This is a genomic window from Tsukamurella ocularis (assembly GCF_965138335.1).
Lineage (GTDB): Bacteria > Actinomycetota > Actinomycetes > Mycobacteriales > Mycobacteriaceae > Tsukamurella > Tsukamurella ocularis_A.
On the sequence record NZ_CBCSDV010000002.1, the window covers coordinates 1 to 15,423 of the forward strand.

Annotated in this window: 15 protein-coding genes; 12 read left to right on the forward strand and 3 right to left on the reverse strand. The window is 71.2% G+C overall.

Annotated features, from left to right (window positions below; genetic code table 11):
- Positions 1–117: 117 nt before the first annotated feature.
- Positions 118–2,199 carry a M13 family metallopeptidase gene (locus tag ACNAYW_RS02690; RefSeq protein WP_415848511.1) on the forward strand — a complete coding sequence of 694 codons (2,082 nt, stop codon included), beginning with the start codon at positions 118–120 and terminating at the stop codon, positions 2,197–2,199.
- On the opposite strand, the gene ACNAYW_RS02695 is transcribed toward ACNAYW_RS02690, so the two are convergent.
- The 3 genes from ACNAYW_RS02695 to ACNAYW_RS02705 are packed head-to-tail and all read right to left on the reverse strand — an operon-like array spanning position 2,186 to position 4,814.
- Positions 2,186–2,989: a rhomboid-like protein gene (locus ACNAYW_RS02695; protein ID WP_415848221.1), complete on the reverse strand. Its 804-nt coding sequence runs from the start codon at positions 2,987–2,989 to the stop codon at positions 2,186–2,188. The two genes, ACNAYW_RS02690 and ACNAYW_RS02695, sit on opposite strands and share 14 nt — an antisense overlap.
- 33 nt (positions 2,990–3,022) lie before the next feature.
- A complete protein-coding gene (locus ACNAYW_RS02700; RefSeq protein ID WP_415848222.1) occupies positions 3,023–4,180 on the reverse strand; it encodes an acyl-CoA dehydrogenase family protein in 1,158 nt (385 codons plus the stop codon).
- 19 nt (positions 4,181–4,199) lie between these two features.
- Positions 4,200–4,814 carry a TetR/AcrR family transcriptional regulator gene (locus ACNAYW_RS02705; protein WP_415848223.1) on the reverse strand — a complete coding sequence of 205 codons (615 nt, stop codon included), beginning with the start codon at positions 4,812–4,814 and terminating at the stop codon, positions 4,200–4,202.
- 168 nt (positions 4,815–4,982) lie between these two features.
- Here ACNAYW_RS02705 and ACNAYW_RS02710 point away from each other — a divergent pair, with 168 nt between their 5' ends.
- The 11 genes from ACNAYW_RS02710 to ACNAYW_RS02760 all read left to right on the forward strand — a co-directional run bounded on the left by ACNAYW_RS02710 (position 4,983) and on the right by ACNAYW_RS02760 (position 15,385).
- Complete coding sequence (locus tag ACNAYW_RS02710; RefSeq protein WP_415848224.1) at positions 4,983–6,200, forward strand: acetyl-CoA C-acetyltransferase; 1,218 nt, start codon at positions 4,983–4,985, stop codon at positions 6,198–6,200.
- Positions 6,201–6,404: 204 nt separating this feature from the next.
- Complete coding sequence (locus ACNAYW_RS02715; protein WP_415848225.1) at positions 6,405–7,157, forward strand: SDR family oxidoreductase; 753 nt, start codon at positions 6,405–6,407, stop codon at positions 7,155–7,157.
- A gap of 3 nt (positions 7,158–7,160) precedes the next feature.
- On the forward strand, positions 7,161–7,967 hold the full coding sequence (locus ACNAYW_RS02720; RefSeq protein WP_415848226.1) for an SDR family NAD(P)-dependent oxidoreductase: 807 nt from the start codon (positions 7,161–7,163) through the stop codon (positions 7,965–7,967).
- Complete coding sequence (locus tag ACNAYW_RS02725) at positions 7,964–8,953, forward strand: NADPH:quinone oxidoreductase family protein (RefSeq protein WP_415848227.1); 990 nt, start codon at positions 7,964–7,966, stop codon at positions 8,951–8,953. Before ACNAYW_RS02720 ends, ACNAYW_RS02725 begins: the two co-directional genes overlap by 4 nt.
- Positions 8,950–9,636, forward strand: a complete 687-nt coding sequence (locus ACNAYW_RS02730) for an HAD family hydrolase (protein ID WP_415848228.1) — start codon at positions 8,950–8,952, stop codon at positions 9,634–9,636. The genes ACNAYW_RS02725 and ACNAYW_RS02730 overlap by 4 nt, the downstream gene beginning before the upstream one ends.
- A gap of 11 nt (positions 9,637–9,647) precedes the next feature.
- Positions 9,648–10,400 (forward strand): 3-oxoacyl-ACP reductase FabG, encoded by a 753-nt coding sequence (gene fabG, locus ACNAYW_RS02735; RefSeq protein ID WP_415848229.1) that lies wholly within the window; start codon positions 9,648–9,650, stop codon positions 10,398–10,400.
- A gap of 28 nt (positions 10,401–10,428) precedes the next feature.
- Entirely contained in the window at positions 10,429–10,881 is a 453-nt protein-coding gene (locus tag ACNAYW_RS02740) for a MaoC family dehydratase (RefSeq protein ID WP_415848230.1), read from the forward strand.
- Positions 10,881–11,897, forward strand: coding sequence for a phosphotransferase family protein (locus tag ACNAYW_RS02745; RefSeq protein WP_415848231.1), 1,017 nt, complete (start codon positions 10,881–10,883; stop codon positions 11,895–11,897). Before ACNAYW_RS02740 ends, ACNAYW_RS02745 begins: the two co-directional genes overlap by 1 nt.
- A gap of 1 nt (position 11,898) precedes the next feature.
- Positions 11,899–13,122, forward strand: coding sequence for an acyl-CoA dehydrogenase family protein (locus ACNAYW_RS02750; RefSeq protein WP_415848232.1), 1,224 nt, complete (start codon positions 11,899–11,901; stop codon positions 13,120–13,122).
- The gene (locus ACNAYW_RS02755; RefSeq protein ID WP_415848233.1) at positions 13,119–14,306 is read left to right on the forward strand and encodes an acyl-CoA dehydrogenase family protein; all 1,188 of its coding nucleotides are present in this window, start codon (positions 13,119–13,121) and stop codon (positions 14,304–14,306) included. Before ACNAYW_RS02750 ends, ACNAYW_RS02755 begins: the two co-directional genes overlap by 4 nt.
- Positions 14,303–15,385: an acyl-CoA dehydrogenase family protein gene (locus ACNAYW_RS02760; protein ID WP_415848234.1), complete on the forward strand. Its 1,083-nt coding sequence runs from the start codon at positions 14,303–14,305 to the stop codon at positions 15,383–15,385. The genes ACNAYW_RS02755 and ACNAYW_RS02760 overlap by 4 nt, the downstream gene beginning before the upstream one ends.
- Positions 15,386–15,423 lie beyond the last annotated feature (38 nt).

Consider the following 15,423-nt stretch of genomic DNA (forward strand, 5'->3'; position numbering starts at 1 on the left):
CACCCGCCCCGCCCGGACCGCGACCCGTTCGGCGCACCATCGGGCGGGCTCGACCGCCGGCGGTTCCTCGCCGGCTTCGGCGTCCTCGCGGGGACCGCGGTTCTCGCGGCCTGCGGCGTGTCCGGGCCCGGCGGCGGGTCGCCGTCCTCCTCCGCGCGGCCGCCGCGGCCGCTGACGGGGCCCGACCTGAGTGGCGCGGCGCCGGGCGTGCGCGTCCAGGACGACCTCTTCCGGCACGTCAACGGCGCGTGGGCCGACGGCTACCGGATCCCCGCGGACAAGGCCTCGTTCAACACCTTCACCGAGCTGTCCGATCGCGCGCTGGATCAGCTCAAGGCCATCATCGAGGGCATCAAGGATCCGCGCACCCGCAGCGACGAGGCGAAGATCCGCGACGTCTACGACTCCTTCATGGACACCGCCCGCATCGACCGGGAGGGCGCGGATCCGATCAAGCCCGACCTGGAGGCGATCGAGAACGCCGCCGACAAGGCGGCGCTGCTCGACGTGATCGGCGCGCACGAGAAGCAGGGCGTGGGTGGGCTGGTCGGCTTCTACGTCGACACCGACCAGAAGGACTCGTCGAAGTACGTGCTCAGCCTCGTGCAGTCCGGCATCGGCCTGCCCGACGAGGCCTATTATCGCGACGCGAAGTACGCCGAGGTGCGCGACAAGTACCGCTCGTATCTGGAGAAGATGGCCTCGCTCGCGGGCCTGTCGGACGCGCCGGGCGTCGCCGCCCGGGTGCTCGCCTTCGAAACATCGGTGGCGAAGGGGCATTGGGACCGCGTCCGCTCGCGCGATGCGACGGCGACCTACAACCCGTACCCGTGGTCGGAGCTGGCGAAGCTCGCCCCCGGCTACGACTGGGACCGGTGGCAGAAGGCCGTGGGAATGAAGGCCGACGACGTGAAGAACGTCGTCGTCGCGCAGCCCAGCTTCCTCACCTCCGCGGCGAAGCTGTGGCAGGACACCGATCTGAACACTCTCAAGGATCACGCCCGGATCCAGGTCGTGCGTGCCTACGCCGCCTACCTCGCGGAGCCCTTCGCCACGGCGAACTTCGAGTTCTACTCGAAGACGCTCAGCGGGGTCGAGCAGCAGCGCGAGCGATGGAAGCGCGGCGTGGCGGTGGTCGAGGGGGCGGTCGGCGAGGCGCTCGGGAGGCTGTACGTCAAGAAGCACTTCCCATCGGACGCCAAGCAGCAGGCCGAGCAGCTGGTGAACAACCTCCGCAGCGCCTACCGCGCCAGCTTCGAGGACTTGGACTGGATGACCCCGGCCACCCGGCGCGCCGCGGCGGCCAAGCTGGAGAAGATCCGTACCAAGATCGGCTATCCCGAGCAGTGGCGCGACTACGGCGATCTCAAGACCCACGGGAAGTCGATCGTCGCCAACGTCCGCGCCTCGGGCGAGTTCGAGAACGCCTACCAGCTGGCGAAACTCGCCAAACCGGTGGACAAGGGCGAGTGGCTCATGACGCCGCAGACGGTGAACGCCTACTACAACCCCGGCATGAACGAGATCGTCTTCCCGGCCGCGATCCTGCAGTCGCCCTTCTTCTCTCCCGACGCGCAGGCCGCGGTCAACTACGGCGGCATCGGCGCCGTGATCGGGCACGAGATCGGCCACGCCTTCGACGATCAGGGCGCCAAGTACGACGGTGACGGCAACCTCAAGGACTGGTGGGAGCCGGCCGACCGGGCCGAGTTCGACAAGCGCACCAAGGCGCTCATCGCACAGTACGACGCGCTCGTCCCGGCCGGGCTGCCCCCGACGAACACCGTGAACGGCGGGCTCACGGTGGGGGAGAACCTGGCCGACCTCGGCGGGCTGTCCATCGCCGTCGCCGCCTACCGGATCGCCGTCGCGAACCGCGATGCCGGGACCGAGGGGGCCGCGCAGGCGAGCGGCGCCCCGTCGGCCGGCGAACCGTCGGAGAGCGGCTCGCCGAGTGCGAGCGCCGGGGTGAGCGCGGACCCGGACCTGACGCCGCTGTTCCTGAGCTGGGGGCGCATCTGGCGGAACAAGGCGCGGGAGGCCTCGGCGATCCAATCGCTCGCCACGGATCCGCACGCGCCGAACGAGTTCCGCGCGAACCAGGTGGTGAAGAACGTGAGCGCCTTCGCCACGACCTTCGGCGTCAAGCCCGGCGACAAGGAGTGGCTCGACCCGAAGGACCGCGTCAAGGTCTGGTGACGGTCGCCCCGCCGGGCTCGCTCGGCGGGGCGGGTCCGTTCGGCTCGGCGGGGTGGAAACGCCAGGTCCACCCCACGGCGCGGTGCCGTACGGCGGGTATCCGCGTGACCGGCCACAGCAGATAGCCCAGGAGCACCGCGCGCAGATGCCCGAGCGTGGAGTACATCCCGAAGAAGGGCAGCGTGAGCCGCACCAGGACGGGCAGCGCCAGCATCGTGGCCAACCGCCACCGCCAGGACGGGATGCGGTACACGAGCAGCCCGAGCACGCACAGGCTGCCGTAGCTCACGCCGACGTCGATCATGCCGCGGAGATCGAGATCATCGGTGATGATCCCATGCGCCAGCAGGCGATTCGCCGACAGGACCGAGATCAGCGACGCGGTCGCGCTCCCGGCGAAGTAGACCACCGGCATCCCGAGGTGCCCGAGCCAGCGCTCGGCCGGTCCGAGGACGAGCGCGGTCACGAGCGTCGCGAAGACGATGTCGACGGGCTCGATCCACAGCGCCGAGGTGATGAGCGCCTGCAGCGGGTGCGTGGCGAACCGGTCGAGGTTGGTGCTGTGCACCTGCAGGACCTGATCGGCGAGCCGGTCCGGCAGGCCGAGCAGCATCACCGCGTTGACGGTCACCACCAGCCACAGCGCCGCGGCCACCGGGCTCGCGATCACCCACGCCCGGGCGTACCGGGCCCGCCGGAGCAACCACTCCGATCCCGGCCCGGCACGCCGGACGTGGGCGACGGCCGCCCACAGGAGCGCGACGCCGATCAGGCCGATCAGCAGGTCCATGCGCTCAGTACAGCACCGCCGCGCCGGTGAGTGCTACAGGCCCATGTCCTTGGCGATGATGGTCTTCATCACCTCGGACGTGCCGCCGTAGATGCGGTTGACGCGGTTGTCGGCGTAGAGCCGCGCGATCGGGTACTCGTTGATGTAGCCGTACCCGCCGTGCAGCTGCAGGCAGCGGTCGATCACGTCGGAGGCCGCCTCGGTGCAGAACAGCTTGAGCGAGGCCGCATCCGCCGCCGTGAGCTGACCCGCGTCGTGCAGCTCGAGGCCGCGGTCCACGCTCGACTCCATCGCGTCGACCTTCGCCTTGCAGGCGGCCAGCTCGAACTTCGTGTTCTGGAACGAGGCGACGGACTTGCCGAAGATGTTGCGGTCCTGCGTGTACGCCTGCGCGAACCGCACGGCGGCCGACGCCTGGGAGTACGCGCCGACGGCGATCGACAGGCGCTCCTGCGGCAGGTTCTGGCCGAGGTAGGAGAAGCCCTTGTTCTCCTCGCCGAGCAGGTCCGTCGCGGGCACCTTGACGTCGGTGAAGGAGAGCTCGGCGGTGTCGGAGGTGCGCAGCCCGATCTTGTCGAGCTTGCGGCCCACGGCGTAGCCCTCGAGCGAGGTGTCGACGACGAACAGGGAGATGCCGTGGCGGCGGTCCTCGGGGGTCGACGGCGCGGTGCGGGCGCAGACGATGACGCGGTCGGCGTTGACGCCGCCCGTGATGAAGGTCTTGGCGCCGTTGAGCACGTAGTGAGTGCCGTCCTCGGAGAGTTTCGCGGTGGTCTTCATACCCGCGAGATCGGAGCCGGTGCCGGGCTCGGTCATGGCGATGGCGAACATCAGCTCGCCGGCGGCCATGCCGGGCAGCCAGCGCTGCTTCTGCTCGTCGGTGGCGAGGCCGGTCAGGTACGGCAGGCACAGGGCGATGTGCACGCTGGAGCCGCCGAAGGAGACGCCGGCGCGGCCGAGTTCCTCGCTGATCACGGCCTGGTACTTGAAGGACTCGATGCCGGCGCCGCCGTACTCCTCGGGCACCTCGATGCCGAAGACGCCCAGCTCGCCGAGCTTGGGGTAGAAGTCCTTGGGCACGATGCCGTTGGCGTACCACTCGTCGTAGTGCGGAACGACCTCCGCCTCGATGAAGGCGCGCAGGGTTTCGCGGAAGGCCTCGTGATCGGCGGTGTAGACGGTACGACGCATGGTGTTCTCCTCGGGTTCTCTACTTCGGGGTTTCGGTGGTGTTCGCCCCGACGGTGCGCAGGGCCAGGTCGGCGTAGAAGTCGCCGATGCGGTCGGGGGTGATCTCGCCGCCGTCGTGGTACCAGCGGCCGATGTCGATGCCGCTGGACAGGACGGCGATCGTCGCCATCCGCGGGTCGGGCGTGTCGAAGGAGCCGTCCCCGACCCCGGCGTCGACGATCGCGCGCAGCCGGCGGGTGATCTCTCGGCGCAGGCCGCTGATCTCGGCCCGGTGCTCGTCGGTGAGTGCGTCCAGCTCGTAGTTCACGACCCGGACGCTGGTGTGCGAGGACGCGTGATGCGTCGCGAAGGCCCGCATCGCGGCGGCCAGGCGCACGGCGGGGGTGTCGGCGGCGTCGTCGACCGCGTCGATCGCGTCGATGATCCGCTGGTGCCCGACGCGCGAGAGCTGGTGCAGCAGTTGTTCCTTGGACTTGTAGTGCACGTAGACCGCCGCGGGGCTCATGCCGGCGGCCGACGCGATGTCCCGGGTGGTGGTGCCGTGGAAGCCGCGCTCGGCGAAGGCCTCCGCGGCCGCGGCCAGGAGGCGCGCGCGGGTGGCGTCCGCGCGGGACGGCGCTTCGGCTTCGGTCATCGTTTCCCCTTCGGCGCGACCGCGATGCGCAGCATCGGCGCGATGTCTCTACTGTGAACGGGACCACAGTGATCGGTCGATTGACGACCGGCTCTCAGTGGTGCAGAGTAAATGGTACACCGCTAAGCGAGCGCTTAGTTAGTAAAGGTTCAACTCGGAGGTCATCCCATGCCCGAAGCAGTCATCGTCTCCACCGCCCGGTCGCCCATCGGGCGCGCAGCGAAGGGCTCGCTCAAGGACGCCCGCCCGGACGACCTCTCCGTCCAGATGGTGCAGGCCGCGCTGGCCAAGGTGCCGGGTCTGGACCCGCGCGACATCGACGATCTGATGTTCGGCTGCGGCCAGCCCGCGGGCGAGTCGGGCTTCAACATCGCCCGCGTCGTCGCCGTCGAGGCCGGCCTGGACCACCTCCCCGGCGTCACCGTCAACCGCTACTGCAGCTCGAGCCTGCAGACCACCCGCATGGCCTTCCACGCGATCAAGGCGGGGGAGGGCGACGTCTTCATCTCCGGCGGCGTCGAGACCGTGAGCCGCTACATCAAGGGCAACGCGGACGGCCTGCCGGACACGAAGAACCCGATCTTCGCCGACGCCGAGGCGCGCACCGCGACCTTCGCGGCCGGCGGCCAGACCTGGGTCGACCCGCGCGAGGCCGGCGTCCTGCCGGACGTCTACATCGCCATGGGGCAGACCGCGGAGAACGTCGCGCAGTTCAAGAACGTGAGCCGCCAGGATCAGGACGAGTGGGGCGTGCGCAGCCAGAACCGCGCCGAGGCCGCCATCGCCTCGGGCTTCTGGGCGAAGGACATCACCCCGGTCACGCTCGCCGACGGCACCGTCGTCTCGAAGGACGACGGTCCGCGCGCCGGCGTCACCTACGAGGGCATCGCCGGCCTCAAGCCGGTCTTCCGGCCCGACGGCACCGTCACCGCCGGCAACTGCTGCCCGCTCAACGACGGCGCGGCCGCCGTGGTGATCATGTCCGACACCAAGGCGAAGGCCCTCGGCCTGACGCCGCTCGCGCGGATCGTCTCCACCGGCGTCACCGGCCTCTCGCCCGAGATCATGGGCCTCGGCCCCGTCGAGGCCTCGAAGCAGGCGCTGCAGCGGGCGGGCATGTCGATCGGCGACATCGACCTCATGGAGGTCAACGAGGCCTTCGCGGCGCAGGTGATCCCGTCGGTCCGCGACCTGGGCATCGATGCCGACAAGGTCAACGTCAACGGCGGCGCGATCGCCGTCGGGCACCCCTTCGGCATGACCGGCGCGCGCATCACCAGCACGCTGATCAACTCGCTGCAGTGGCACGACAAGCAGTTCGGCCTCGAGACCATGTGCGTCGGCGGCGGACAGGGCATGGCGATGATCATCGAGCGGCTCAGCTGATCCGCGACTGACCCGCCTCGGAGCGGCCCGTACGTCTTCGGCGTACGGGCCGCTCGGCGTTTCCGGGGTGGGGCGACGGCGGCGTCCGTACTGTGAGAAGCATCACAGGTGTTCGCGCGTCCAAGGGGTCGTCACAGGGGCTTCGTGTGTCGTACGCTACAAAATAAGCGAGCGCTTAGTCAGTTTGAATGGAAGGTGTGCAGCATGACCCGATTCGCCGGGAAGACCGCGATCGTCACGGGAGCGAGCCGCGGCATCGGCTTCGCCATCGCGCAGCGGCTGGTGGCCGACGGCGCGAAGGTCGTCATCACGGCCCGCAAGCAGGAGGCGCTCGACGCCGCGGTCGCCGAGCTGGGCGGTCCGGACGTCGCCGTCGCCGTGGCCGGCTCGGGCGACGACGAGGCGCATCAGGATCAGGTGATCGCGACCGCCATCGAGACCTTCGGCAGCGCCGACTACTTCGTCAACAACACCGGCATCAACCCGGTATACGGCCCGCTCATGGAGATCGACACTGCGGCCGCGCGCAAGATCTTCGAGGTCAACGTGCTCTCCACCCTGTCGTGGACCAAGAAGGTGTACGCCGCCTGGCAGAAGGAGCACGGCGGCGCCATCGTGAACGTCGGCTCCGTCGCCGGTCTGCGCCCCGCGCCCGGCATCGCCTTCTACGGCGTCTCCAAGGCCGCCGTGATCCACCTGACGGAGGAGCTCGCCGTCGAGCTCGGCCCGGACATCCGCGTCAACGCCGTCGCGCCGGCCGTGGTCAAGACCCGCTTCGCCACCGCCCTGTACGAGGGCCGCGAGGAGCAGGTCTCCGCGGCCTACCCGCTCAAGCGACTCGGCGTGCCCGACGACATCGGATCGGTCGTCGCCTTCCTGCTCTCCGACGACGCCGCCTGGATGACCGGCCAGACGCTCACCGTCGACGGTGGCGTCCTGCTCACGGGCGGGGTGTAGGCCGTGGCCGCCTTCGACCCGAAGGACAAGGGCGTCGTCGTCACCGGTGCCGGCAACGGCATCGGCGCGGCCCTCGCCCGCGAGCTCGCCGCCCGCGGCGCGCGCGTCGTCGTCGCCGATCTCGACGCCGACGGCGCCGAGCGCACCGTCGCCGCGATCGCCACGGCCGGCGGCACCGCGTACGCCGCGCCCGGCGACGCCGCCTCGGAGGAGGGCGTCGCCGCCCTCATCGCGACCGCGCGCGGTGAGATCGGCGCGATCGACGCCTGGTACGCCAACGCGGGCGTCGACAGGGGCCGTGGCCTCGACACCCCGGAGTCGGAATGGGCGCTGTCGCTGGACGTCAACGTGATGGCGCACGTGCGCGCCGCCCGGCTGCTCGTCCCCGAGTGGGCCGCGGCCGGCGGCGGCCGGTTCGTGGTCACCGCGTCGGCGGCGGGACTGCTGACCATGCTCGGCGCGCCCGCCTACTCGGTGACCAAGCACGCCGCCGTCGCCTTCGCCGAGTGGCTCTCCGCGACGTACCGGCATCGCGGCGTCGTCGTGCAGGCGATCTGCCCGCAGGGCGTGAAGACGGGGATGCTGGAGCGCTCGGGCGAATTGGAGGAGCTGCTCAGCCGCGATTCCGCGCTCACGCCGGAGCAGGTCGCGACGCTCGCCGTCGACGCCCTCGCCGGCGACGAGTTCCTGATCCTCCCGCACCCCGAGGTGGCGGGCTACTACGCCACCCGTGCGACGGCCACCGACAAGTGGTTGCACGGCATGAACAAGCTGCAGCAGCGGCTCGAGACGAAGGAGAGCGACCGATGAGGGCCTGGCAGGTGCAGGAACTGGGGGAGCCGCGCGCGGTGCTCCGCGAGGTCGACGCCCCGACGCCCGACCCGGGTCCCGGGCAGCTCACCGTCCGGACGCTCGCCACCGCGGCGAACTTCCCCGACGTGCTCATGTGTCGCGGGCTCTACCAGGTCAAGCCCGATCTGCCGTTCACCCCCGGCGTCGAGCTGTGCGGCGAGGTCGTCGCCGTCGGCGAGGGCGTCGAGGGCTTCACCGTGGGGCAGCGCGTCCTCGGCGGCTCCGCGCTGCCGTACGGCGGCTTCGCCGAGTACGCGGTGCTGAACGCGGCGCAGGCGTTCCCCGCGCCGGCGTCGCTCGACGACGCGCAGGCCTCGTCGCTGTTCATCGGCTACCAGACCGGCTGGTTCGGGCTGCACCGCCGCGCGCACCTGCAGGCGGGTGAGACGCTCCTGGTGCACGCCGCCGCGGGCGGCGTGGGCAGCGCCGCGATCCAGCTCGGCAAGGCCGCGGGCGCCAAGGTCATCGGCGTCGTCGGCGGGCCCGAGAAGGCGGAAGTCGCACGCGCTCTCGGCGCCGACGTGGTCGTCGACCGCCGCACCGAGGACTTCGTCGAGGTGGTCAAGGCGGAGACCGGCGGCCGCGGCGCCGACGTGATCTACGACCCCGTCGGCGGCGACACCTACCGGCGCTCCACCAAGTGCATCGCCTTCGAGGGCCGGATCCTCATCATCGGCTTCGCCGGTGGCACCATCCAGGAGGCAGCGCTCAACCACGCGCTGATCAAGAACTACTCGATCGTCGGCCTGCACTGGGGCCTCTACAACGCCTACGACCCGGCCGCGGTGCAGCAGTGCCACGCGGAGCTCACCGCGCTGGCCGACCAGGGGCTGGTGAATCCGTTGGTCAGCGAGCGGCTGTCGTTCGACGCCGTGCCCGACGGCCTGCAGCGCCTCGGCGACGGCACCACCGTGGGCCGCGTGGTCTACCAGGCGGCGCAGTGACCGCGGCGATCGACACCGCGGCGGGCCGCGAGGTGGACGCCGTGCTCTTCGACTACGGCGGCGTTCTCACCGAGCCGATGCGACACAGCATCGAGGCCTGGATCGCCGACGAGGGCATCGAACCCGCGAGCTTCACCGCCACGCTCAAGGCCTGGCTCGGCCGGGACGCCGACGCCGGCAGCCCGATCCACCGGCTCGAGACCGGCGAGCTGCCCGAGGCGGAGTTCGACGCGGAGTTCGCCGCGGCGCTGCGCACCCGCACGGGCGAGCCCGTGAACCCCGACGGGGTGCTGCGCCGCATGTTCGCCCGGATCCAGGAGGACCCGGCGATGTGGGAGCTCGCCGCCGACCTGCAGGCAGCGGGCGTGCCGGTGGCGATCGTCTCGAACAGCTGGGGCGGCGGGAACCTCTATCCCCGTGAGCGTCTCGCGGCCCTGTTCGCGCCGGTGATCATCTCGGAGGAGGTGGGGCTGCGCAAGCCCGACCCCGCCATCTTCCGGCTCGCCCTCGACCGGCTCGGCGTACCGCCCGAGCGCGCGGCCTTCATCGACGACGCGACTCCGAACGTCGACGGCGCCGCGGCCCTGGGCATCCGCGCGATCCACCACACCGACCCCGGCGCCACCCGTACGGCGCTGCGCGCGCTCGTTCCCGCGCTCGCCGCAACACCCATCCACCCCTGAAGGAGAACACCATGACCCAGCGCATCGCCATCGTGACCGGAGCCGCCCGCGGCATCGGCGCCGAGGTGGCCCGCCGCCTCGCCTCCGACGGGCACGCCGTCGCCGTCCTCGACCTCGACGAGGCCGCCTGCCAGGCGGTCGCCGAGCAGATCACCGCCGCCGGCGGCCGCGCCATCGGCGTGGGCGTCGACGTCTCCGACGAGGAGAAGGTCACGGCCGCGGTCAGCCGCGTCGCCGACGAGCTCGGCGCCCCGACGATCCTGATCAACAACGCCGGCATCCTCCGCGACAACCTGCTGTTCAAGATGTCGGTCTCGGACTGGGACCAGGTCATGGCCGTGCACCTGCGCGGTGCCTTCCTCATGTCGCGCGAGGTGCAGAAGTACCAGACCAAGGAGGGCTGGGGCCGCATCGTCAACCTGTCGTCGACGTCGGCGCTGGGCAACCGCGGCCAGGCGAACTACTCGGCGGCGAAGGCCGGTATGCAGGGCTTCACCAAGACCCTCGCCATCGAGCTCGGCAAGTTCGGTGTGACCGCGAACGCGATCGCCCCCGGCTTCATCGCCACCGACATGACCGCTGCCACCGCGGAGCGCATCGGCGTGCCCTTCGAGGACTTCAAGGCCTTCTCCGCCAAGGAGATCCCGGTGCAGCGCGTCGGCGAGCCCGCGGACATCGCCCACGCAGCCAGCTTCTTCGCCAGCGAGGGCGCGGGCTTCGTCTCGGGCCAGGTCCTGTACGTGGCCGGCGGACCCAAGGACTAGGGCCGGACAGGACGAGGAGGCGAGAAACATGCGGGTACTCAACGGACTCGAGGAACTGCAGGCGGCCGTGGGGGAGCACCTCGGCTACAGCGACTGGGTCGAGATCGACCAGAAGCGGATCGACCTGTTCGCCGAGGCGACCGGCGACCACCAGTGGATCCACGTGGACCCGGAGAAGGCGAAGGCCGGGCCGTTCGGTTCGACCATCGCCCACGGCTATCTGACCCTCTCGCTCATCCCGATGCTGGTGTGGCAGATCTACACGGTCGAGGGCACGAAGATGGGGGTCAACTACGGCAGCAACAAGGTCCGCTTCCCCGCGCCGGTGCCGGTCGGCTCCCGCGTCCGGGCCGGCGTCGAGCTCGTCTCGGTCACCCCGGGCGGCGGCGGCCAGCAGGTCGTCGCGCGCGTGACCATCGAGCGCGAGGGCGGCGACCGTCCCGCGTGCGTCGCCGAGACCGTCTCCGTGGTGGTCTTCTGATGGCGGAGCAGCACCCGGGCCTCGACCTCGACGTCCTCGGTTCGTGGCTCCCGCAGCACGTGCAGGGCGCGGGTTCGCAGCTCGAGGCCGTGCTCATCGCGGGCGGCAAGTCCAACCTCACGTACCGCATCTCCGACGGTGCCTCGTCCTGGATCCTGCGCCGTCCGCCGGTGGGCAAGCTCCTGCCGTCCGCGCACGACATGGGGCGCGAGTACCGGATGATGTCCGCGCTCGGCGGCACCGCCGTGCCCGTTCCGGTGATGTACGCGTACTGCGACGACCCGGAGGTGCTGGGCGCGCCGTTCTACGTGATGAGCGAGATCGACGGCGTGCCCTACCGCCGCGCGACCGAGCTCGAGGCGCTCGGCGCCGAGCGCACCCGGGCCATCTCCGAGCGGCTCGTCGACACCCTCGTCGAGCTGCACCACGTCGATCCCGCGAGCGTGGGCCTCGCCGACTTCGGTCGCCCCGAGGGCTTCCTGGGGCGGCAGGTGCAGCGCTGGCGCAAGCAGTTCGCCGCCGCGCACACCCGCGACCTGCCCAAGGTCGACGAGCTGTTCACCGCGCTCGAGGCGCGGGTACCGGCGGACGCGGTGCCCGGCATCGTGCACGGCGACTACCGCCTCGACAACGTGCTGGTCTCGCCCCAGGACGAGCCCGCCGCCGTCGTCGACTGGGAGCTCGCGACCATCGGCGATTCGCTCACCGATCTGGCCCTCATGGTCGTCTACGGCCGCCTGGCCAAGGTCTCCGCCGGCACCGTCAGCGACGTGAGCGAGGCTCCCGGCTTCCTCGACGAGCAGCAGATCATCGACCGCTACGCCGCCGGATCGAGCCGGGACCTCGGCGATTTCGGCTTCTACATCGCCCTCTCCTGCTTCAAGCTCGCAGGCATCGTCGAGGGCATCCACTACCGCTACGTCAACGGGCAGACCGTCGGCGAGGGCTTCGCCGAGGCCGGTCAGGCAGTGAATCCGCTGCTCGACGCCGGCCTCGACGCTCTGAAGGAGAACTGACATGGATTTCGCGTACGACGCCAGGACCACCGAACTGATCGGGCAGGTCACCGACTTCATGGACAGCCACGTCCACCCGGCGGAGGAGACCTTCCACCGCCAGCTGGCCGAGCTGGACGACCGCTGGGCCTGGGACAGCGTCCCGGTCCTGGCGGAGCTGCGCGCCGAGGCCCGCAGCCGCGGCTTCTGGAACTTCTTCCTCCCCGGCGAGGGCGGCGCGGGCCTGACCAACCTGCAGTACGCGCCGCTCGCCGAGATCTCCGGCCGCAGTCTGCACCTCGCGCCCGCGGTGTTCAACTGCGCCGCCCCGGACACGGGGAACATGGAGGTTCTCAACGAGTTCGGTAGCGCCGCGCAGAAGGAACAGTGGCTCACGCCGCTCCTGAACGGCGAGATCCGTTCGGCCTTCGCGATGACCGAGCCCGACGTCGCCAGCTCCGACGCCACCAACATCGGCCTGTCGATCGTCCGCGATGGCGACGACTACGTGATCAACGGCCGCAAGTGGTGGATCACGGGCGCGATGAACCCGAACTGCAAGATCTTCATCGTCATGGGCAAGACCGCGCCCGACGCCGAGCGGCACCGTCAGCAGTCGCAGATCCTCGTACCGCGGGACACCCCGGGCCTCGAGGTGCTCCGCGGCATGGAGGTCTTCGGCTACGACGACCACAGCCACGGCGGCCACGCGGAGATGCGGTTCACCGACGTCCGCGTCCCGGCGAGCAACCTCATCGCGGAGGAGGGCGACGGCTTCGCGATCGCTCAGGCCCGGCTCGGGCCCGGCCGCATCCACCACTGCATGCGCTCGATCGGCGTGGCGGAGCGGGCCGTCGAGCTGATGTGCGACCGGGTCTCGGGCCGCACCGCGTTCGGCAAGCCGCTGTCGGAGCAGGGCGTGATCCGCGACTGGATCGCGGAGTCGCGGGTGCGGATCGAGCAGCTGCGCCTGCTCGTGCTCAAGACCGCGTGGCTGATGGACACCGTGGGTAACCGCGGCGCCCACACCGAGATCCAGGCGATCAAGATCGCCACCCCGCAGACGGTGCAGTGGATCCTGGACAAGGCCATCCAGGCGCACGGCGCAGGCGGTCTGTCGCAGGACTTCCCGCTGGCCGAGTACTACGCCGGCATCCGCACGCTGCGGTTCGCCGACGGCCCGGACGAGGTGCACAAGAACTCGCTCGCGCGCGCCGAGCTGAAGAAGCGGGCGGCGGCCCAGTGACGGCGCCGGGCCCGGAGGAACTCGCCGGGCGCGTCGACGAGTTCCTCGCCGCGCATCCGCCCGCCGGGACGGATCCGCTCGAGTTCCTCCGCGCCCGGTACGACGCGGGGCTCGCGTGGGTGGCCTACCCCGAGGGGCGGGGCGGCCTGGGCCTGTCGCGGTCGCTGCAGCAGGCGGTCGATGCCCGCTTCGCGGCCGCCGGCGCGCCCGACAATCGCAGTCGCGTCAACGGGATCGGCCTCGGGATGGCCGCGCCGACGATCCTCTCCTTCGGCACGCAGGCGCAGATCGACCGGTTCCTGCGGCCGCTGTGGACCGGCGAGGAGATCTGGTGCCAGCTCTTCAGCGAGCCCGGCGCCGGCTCCGATCTGGCGGGCCTCGCGACCCGCGCGGTCCGCGACGGCGACGACTGGATCGTCACCGGCCAGAAGGTCTGGACCTCGGGCGCGCACAACGCGCAGTGGGCGATCCTCGTCGCCCGCACCGACCCCGATCTGCCGAAGCACAAGGGCCTCACGTACTTCCTGTGCGACATGTCCGACCCGGGCATCGACGTGCGGCCGCTGCGGCAGATCACGGGCGAGGCGGAGTTCAACGAGGTCTTCCTCGAGAACGTCCGCATCCCCGACGCGCATCGCCTGGGTGCGGTGGGGCAGGGGTGGCAGGTCGCGAACGCCACGCTCAACAACGAGCGGGTCGCGATCGGCGGCCGCGCCGCGCGGCGCGAGGACGGCATGATCGGTGTCGTCGCGACCACCTGGCGGGAGCGGCCCGAGCTGCGCACGCCGGACCTGCACGACGACCTGCTCCGCCTGTGGGTGGACAGCGAGGTCGCCCGGGTCACCGCGCTACGTCTCGGCCAGAAGCTGGCCTCGGGACAGCCCGGCCCCGAGGGGGCGGCGATGAAGCTCTCCTTCGCCCGCCTCAACCAGAAGCTCTCCGGCCTCGAACTCGAGCTGCTCGGCGCGGACGGCCTGCGGTACGGCGACTGGACGATGGTGCGCCCCGACCGGGTGGACTTCTACGGCCGCGACGCCGGGTACCGCTACCTGCGCGCCAAGGGCAATTCCATCGAGGGCGGCACCTCGGAGATCCTCAAGAACATCGTGGCGGAGCGCGTGCTGGGCCTCCCGCCGGAGCATCGGGTCGACAAGGACCTGCCGTGGAAGGACGTGCCCAAGTGAGCTTCACGCCGCAGCTGCTCAGCAGCGACATCGAGGACGACCTCCGCGCCGCCGTCCGCGACCTGCTCGACCGGCGGGTGGCACCGTCGGACCTGATCGCCGCCTACGACGGCACTCCGGCCCCCGGCCTGCAGGCCGAGCTCGCGGAGATGGGCGTCACCGGACTGCTCGTGCCCGAAGAGCTGGGCGGCGCCGGCGCGGGCGTCGCCGTCGCGGGCGTGGTCGCCGAGGAGCTCGGCTCCGCCTGCGCGGCGGGGGATTTCCTCACCTCGGCGATCGCGGCGGCGGTCGCGATCGAGGCGGGCGCAGCGGAACTGTCCGGGCTGCTCGCCGAGGGGACGCGCGTCGCCGCGCTGGTCGTACCGTTCGCGGTCGATCCGCACGGCGCCGCGCCCGCCGTCACCGCCGTCGACGGAGCCCTGTCCGGCACCGTCCGCTCCGTGGCCGGCGTGCTCGGCGCTGACGTCCTGCTCGTCCTCGGCTCCGACGGTGCCCTGCAGGCCGTTGCGGCGTCCGACGTGCGGGTCGAGCCCGTGTCGTCGCTCGACATGACGCGGCAGGTGGCGGACGTGATCTTCGACGGTGCCCGCGGCACGGTCCTCACGTCCGACGGTGCCGCGGCCGTCCGTGCCGGACTGCTCACGGGCGCCGCGCTGCTCGCGGCGGAGCAGGCGGGCGTGGCGCGCTGGTGCGTCGCCACCACGGTCGAATACCTGAAGCAGCGCAGGCAGTTCGGGCGCGTGGTCGGGGGCTTCCAGGCCATCAAGCACCGCCTGGCGGAGCTGTACGCGGACGCGGAGTCCGCCGGCGCGGCGGCGCGGTCGGCGACCGTGACGCTCGCCGAGCTGGGTCCGGCGGACCCGGACGCCGTCATCGCCGTGGCCGTGGCGGCGGCGTACTGCTCCGATCTGGCCGTCCGTGCGGCCGAGGAGGCGGTGCAGCTGCACGGCGGCATCGGGATGACCTGGGAGGCCCCGGTGCACCTGTACCTCAAGCGCGCCAAGGCGGACCAGATCGGGCTCGGCACCCCGGGGCGGCACCGCGCCGCGCTGGCGGGGCTGATCGACCTGCCCGCCTGAGAACACCCGCGCCCCGGCGCACCGAGACAGGAAGAAGG

Excerpts from the sequence above, each read along its gene's own strand:
- ACNAYW_RS02695 (WP_415848221.1), bottom strand. The coding sequence starts at position 2,989 with ATGGACCTGCTGATCGGCCTGATCGGCGTCGCGCTCCTGTGGGCGGCC.
- ACNAYW_RS02700 (WP_415848222.1), bottom strand. The coding sequence starts at position 4,180 with ATGCGTCGTACCGTCTACACCGCCGATCACGAGGCCTTCCGCGAAACC.
- ACNAYW_RS02705 (WP_415848223.1), bottom strand. The coding sequence starts at position 4,814 with ATGACCGAAGCCGAAGCGCCGTCCCGCGCGGACGCCACCCGCGCGCGC.
- ACNAYW_RS02710 (WP_415848224.1), top strand. The coding sequence starts at position 4,983 with ATGCCCGAAGCAGTCATCGTCTCCACCGCCCGGTCGCCCATCGGGCGC.
- ACNAYW_RS02715 (WP_415848225.1), top strand. The coding sequence starts at position 6,405 with ATGACCCGATTCGCCGGGAAGACCGCGATCGTCACGGGAGCGAGCCGC.
- ACNAYW_RS02725 (WP_415848227.1), top strand. The coding sequence starts at position 7,964 with ATGAGGGCCTGGCAGGTGCAGGAACTGGGGGAGCCGCGCGCGGTGCTC.
- fabG (WP_415848229.1), top strand. The coding sequence starts at position 9,648 with ATGACCCAGCGCATCGCCATCGTGACCGGAGCCGCCCGCGGCATCGGC.
- ACNAYW_RS02740 (WP_415848230.1), top strand. The coding sequence starts at position 10,429 with ATGCGGGTACTCAACGGACTCGAGGAACTGCAGGCGGCCGTGGGGGAG.
- ACNAYW_RS02745 (WP_415848231.1), top strand. The coding sequence starts at position 10,881 with ATGGCGGAGCAGCACCCGGGCCTCGACCTCGACGTCCTCGGTTCGTGG.
- ACNAYW_RS02750 (WP_415848232.1), top strand. The coding sequence starts at position 11,899 with ATGGATTTCGCGTACGACGCCAGGACCACCGAACTGATCGGGCAGGTC.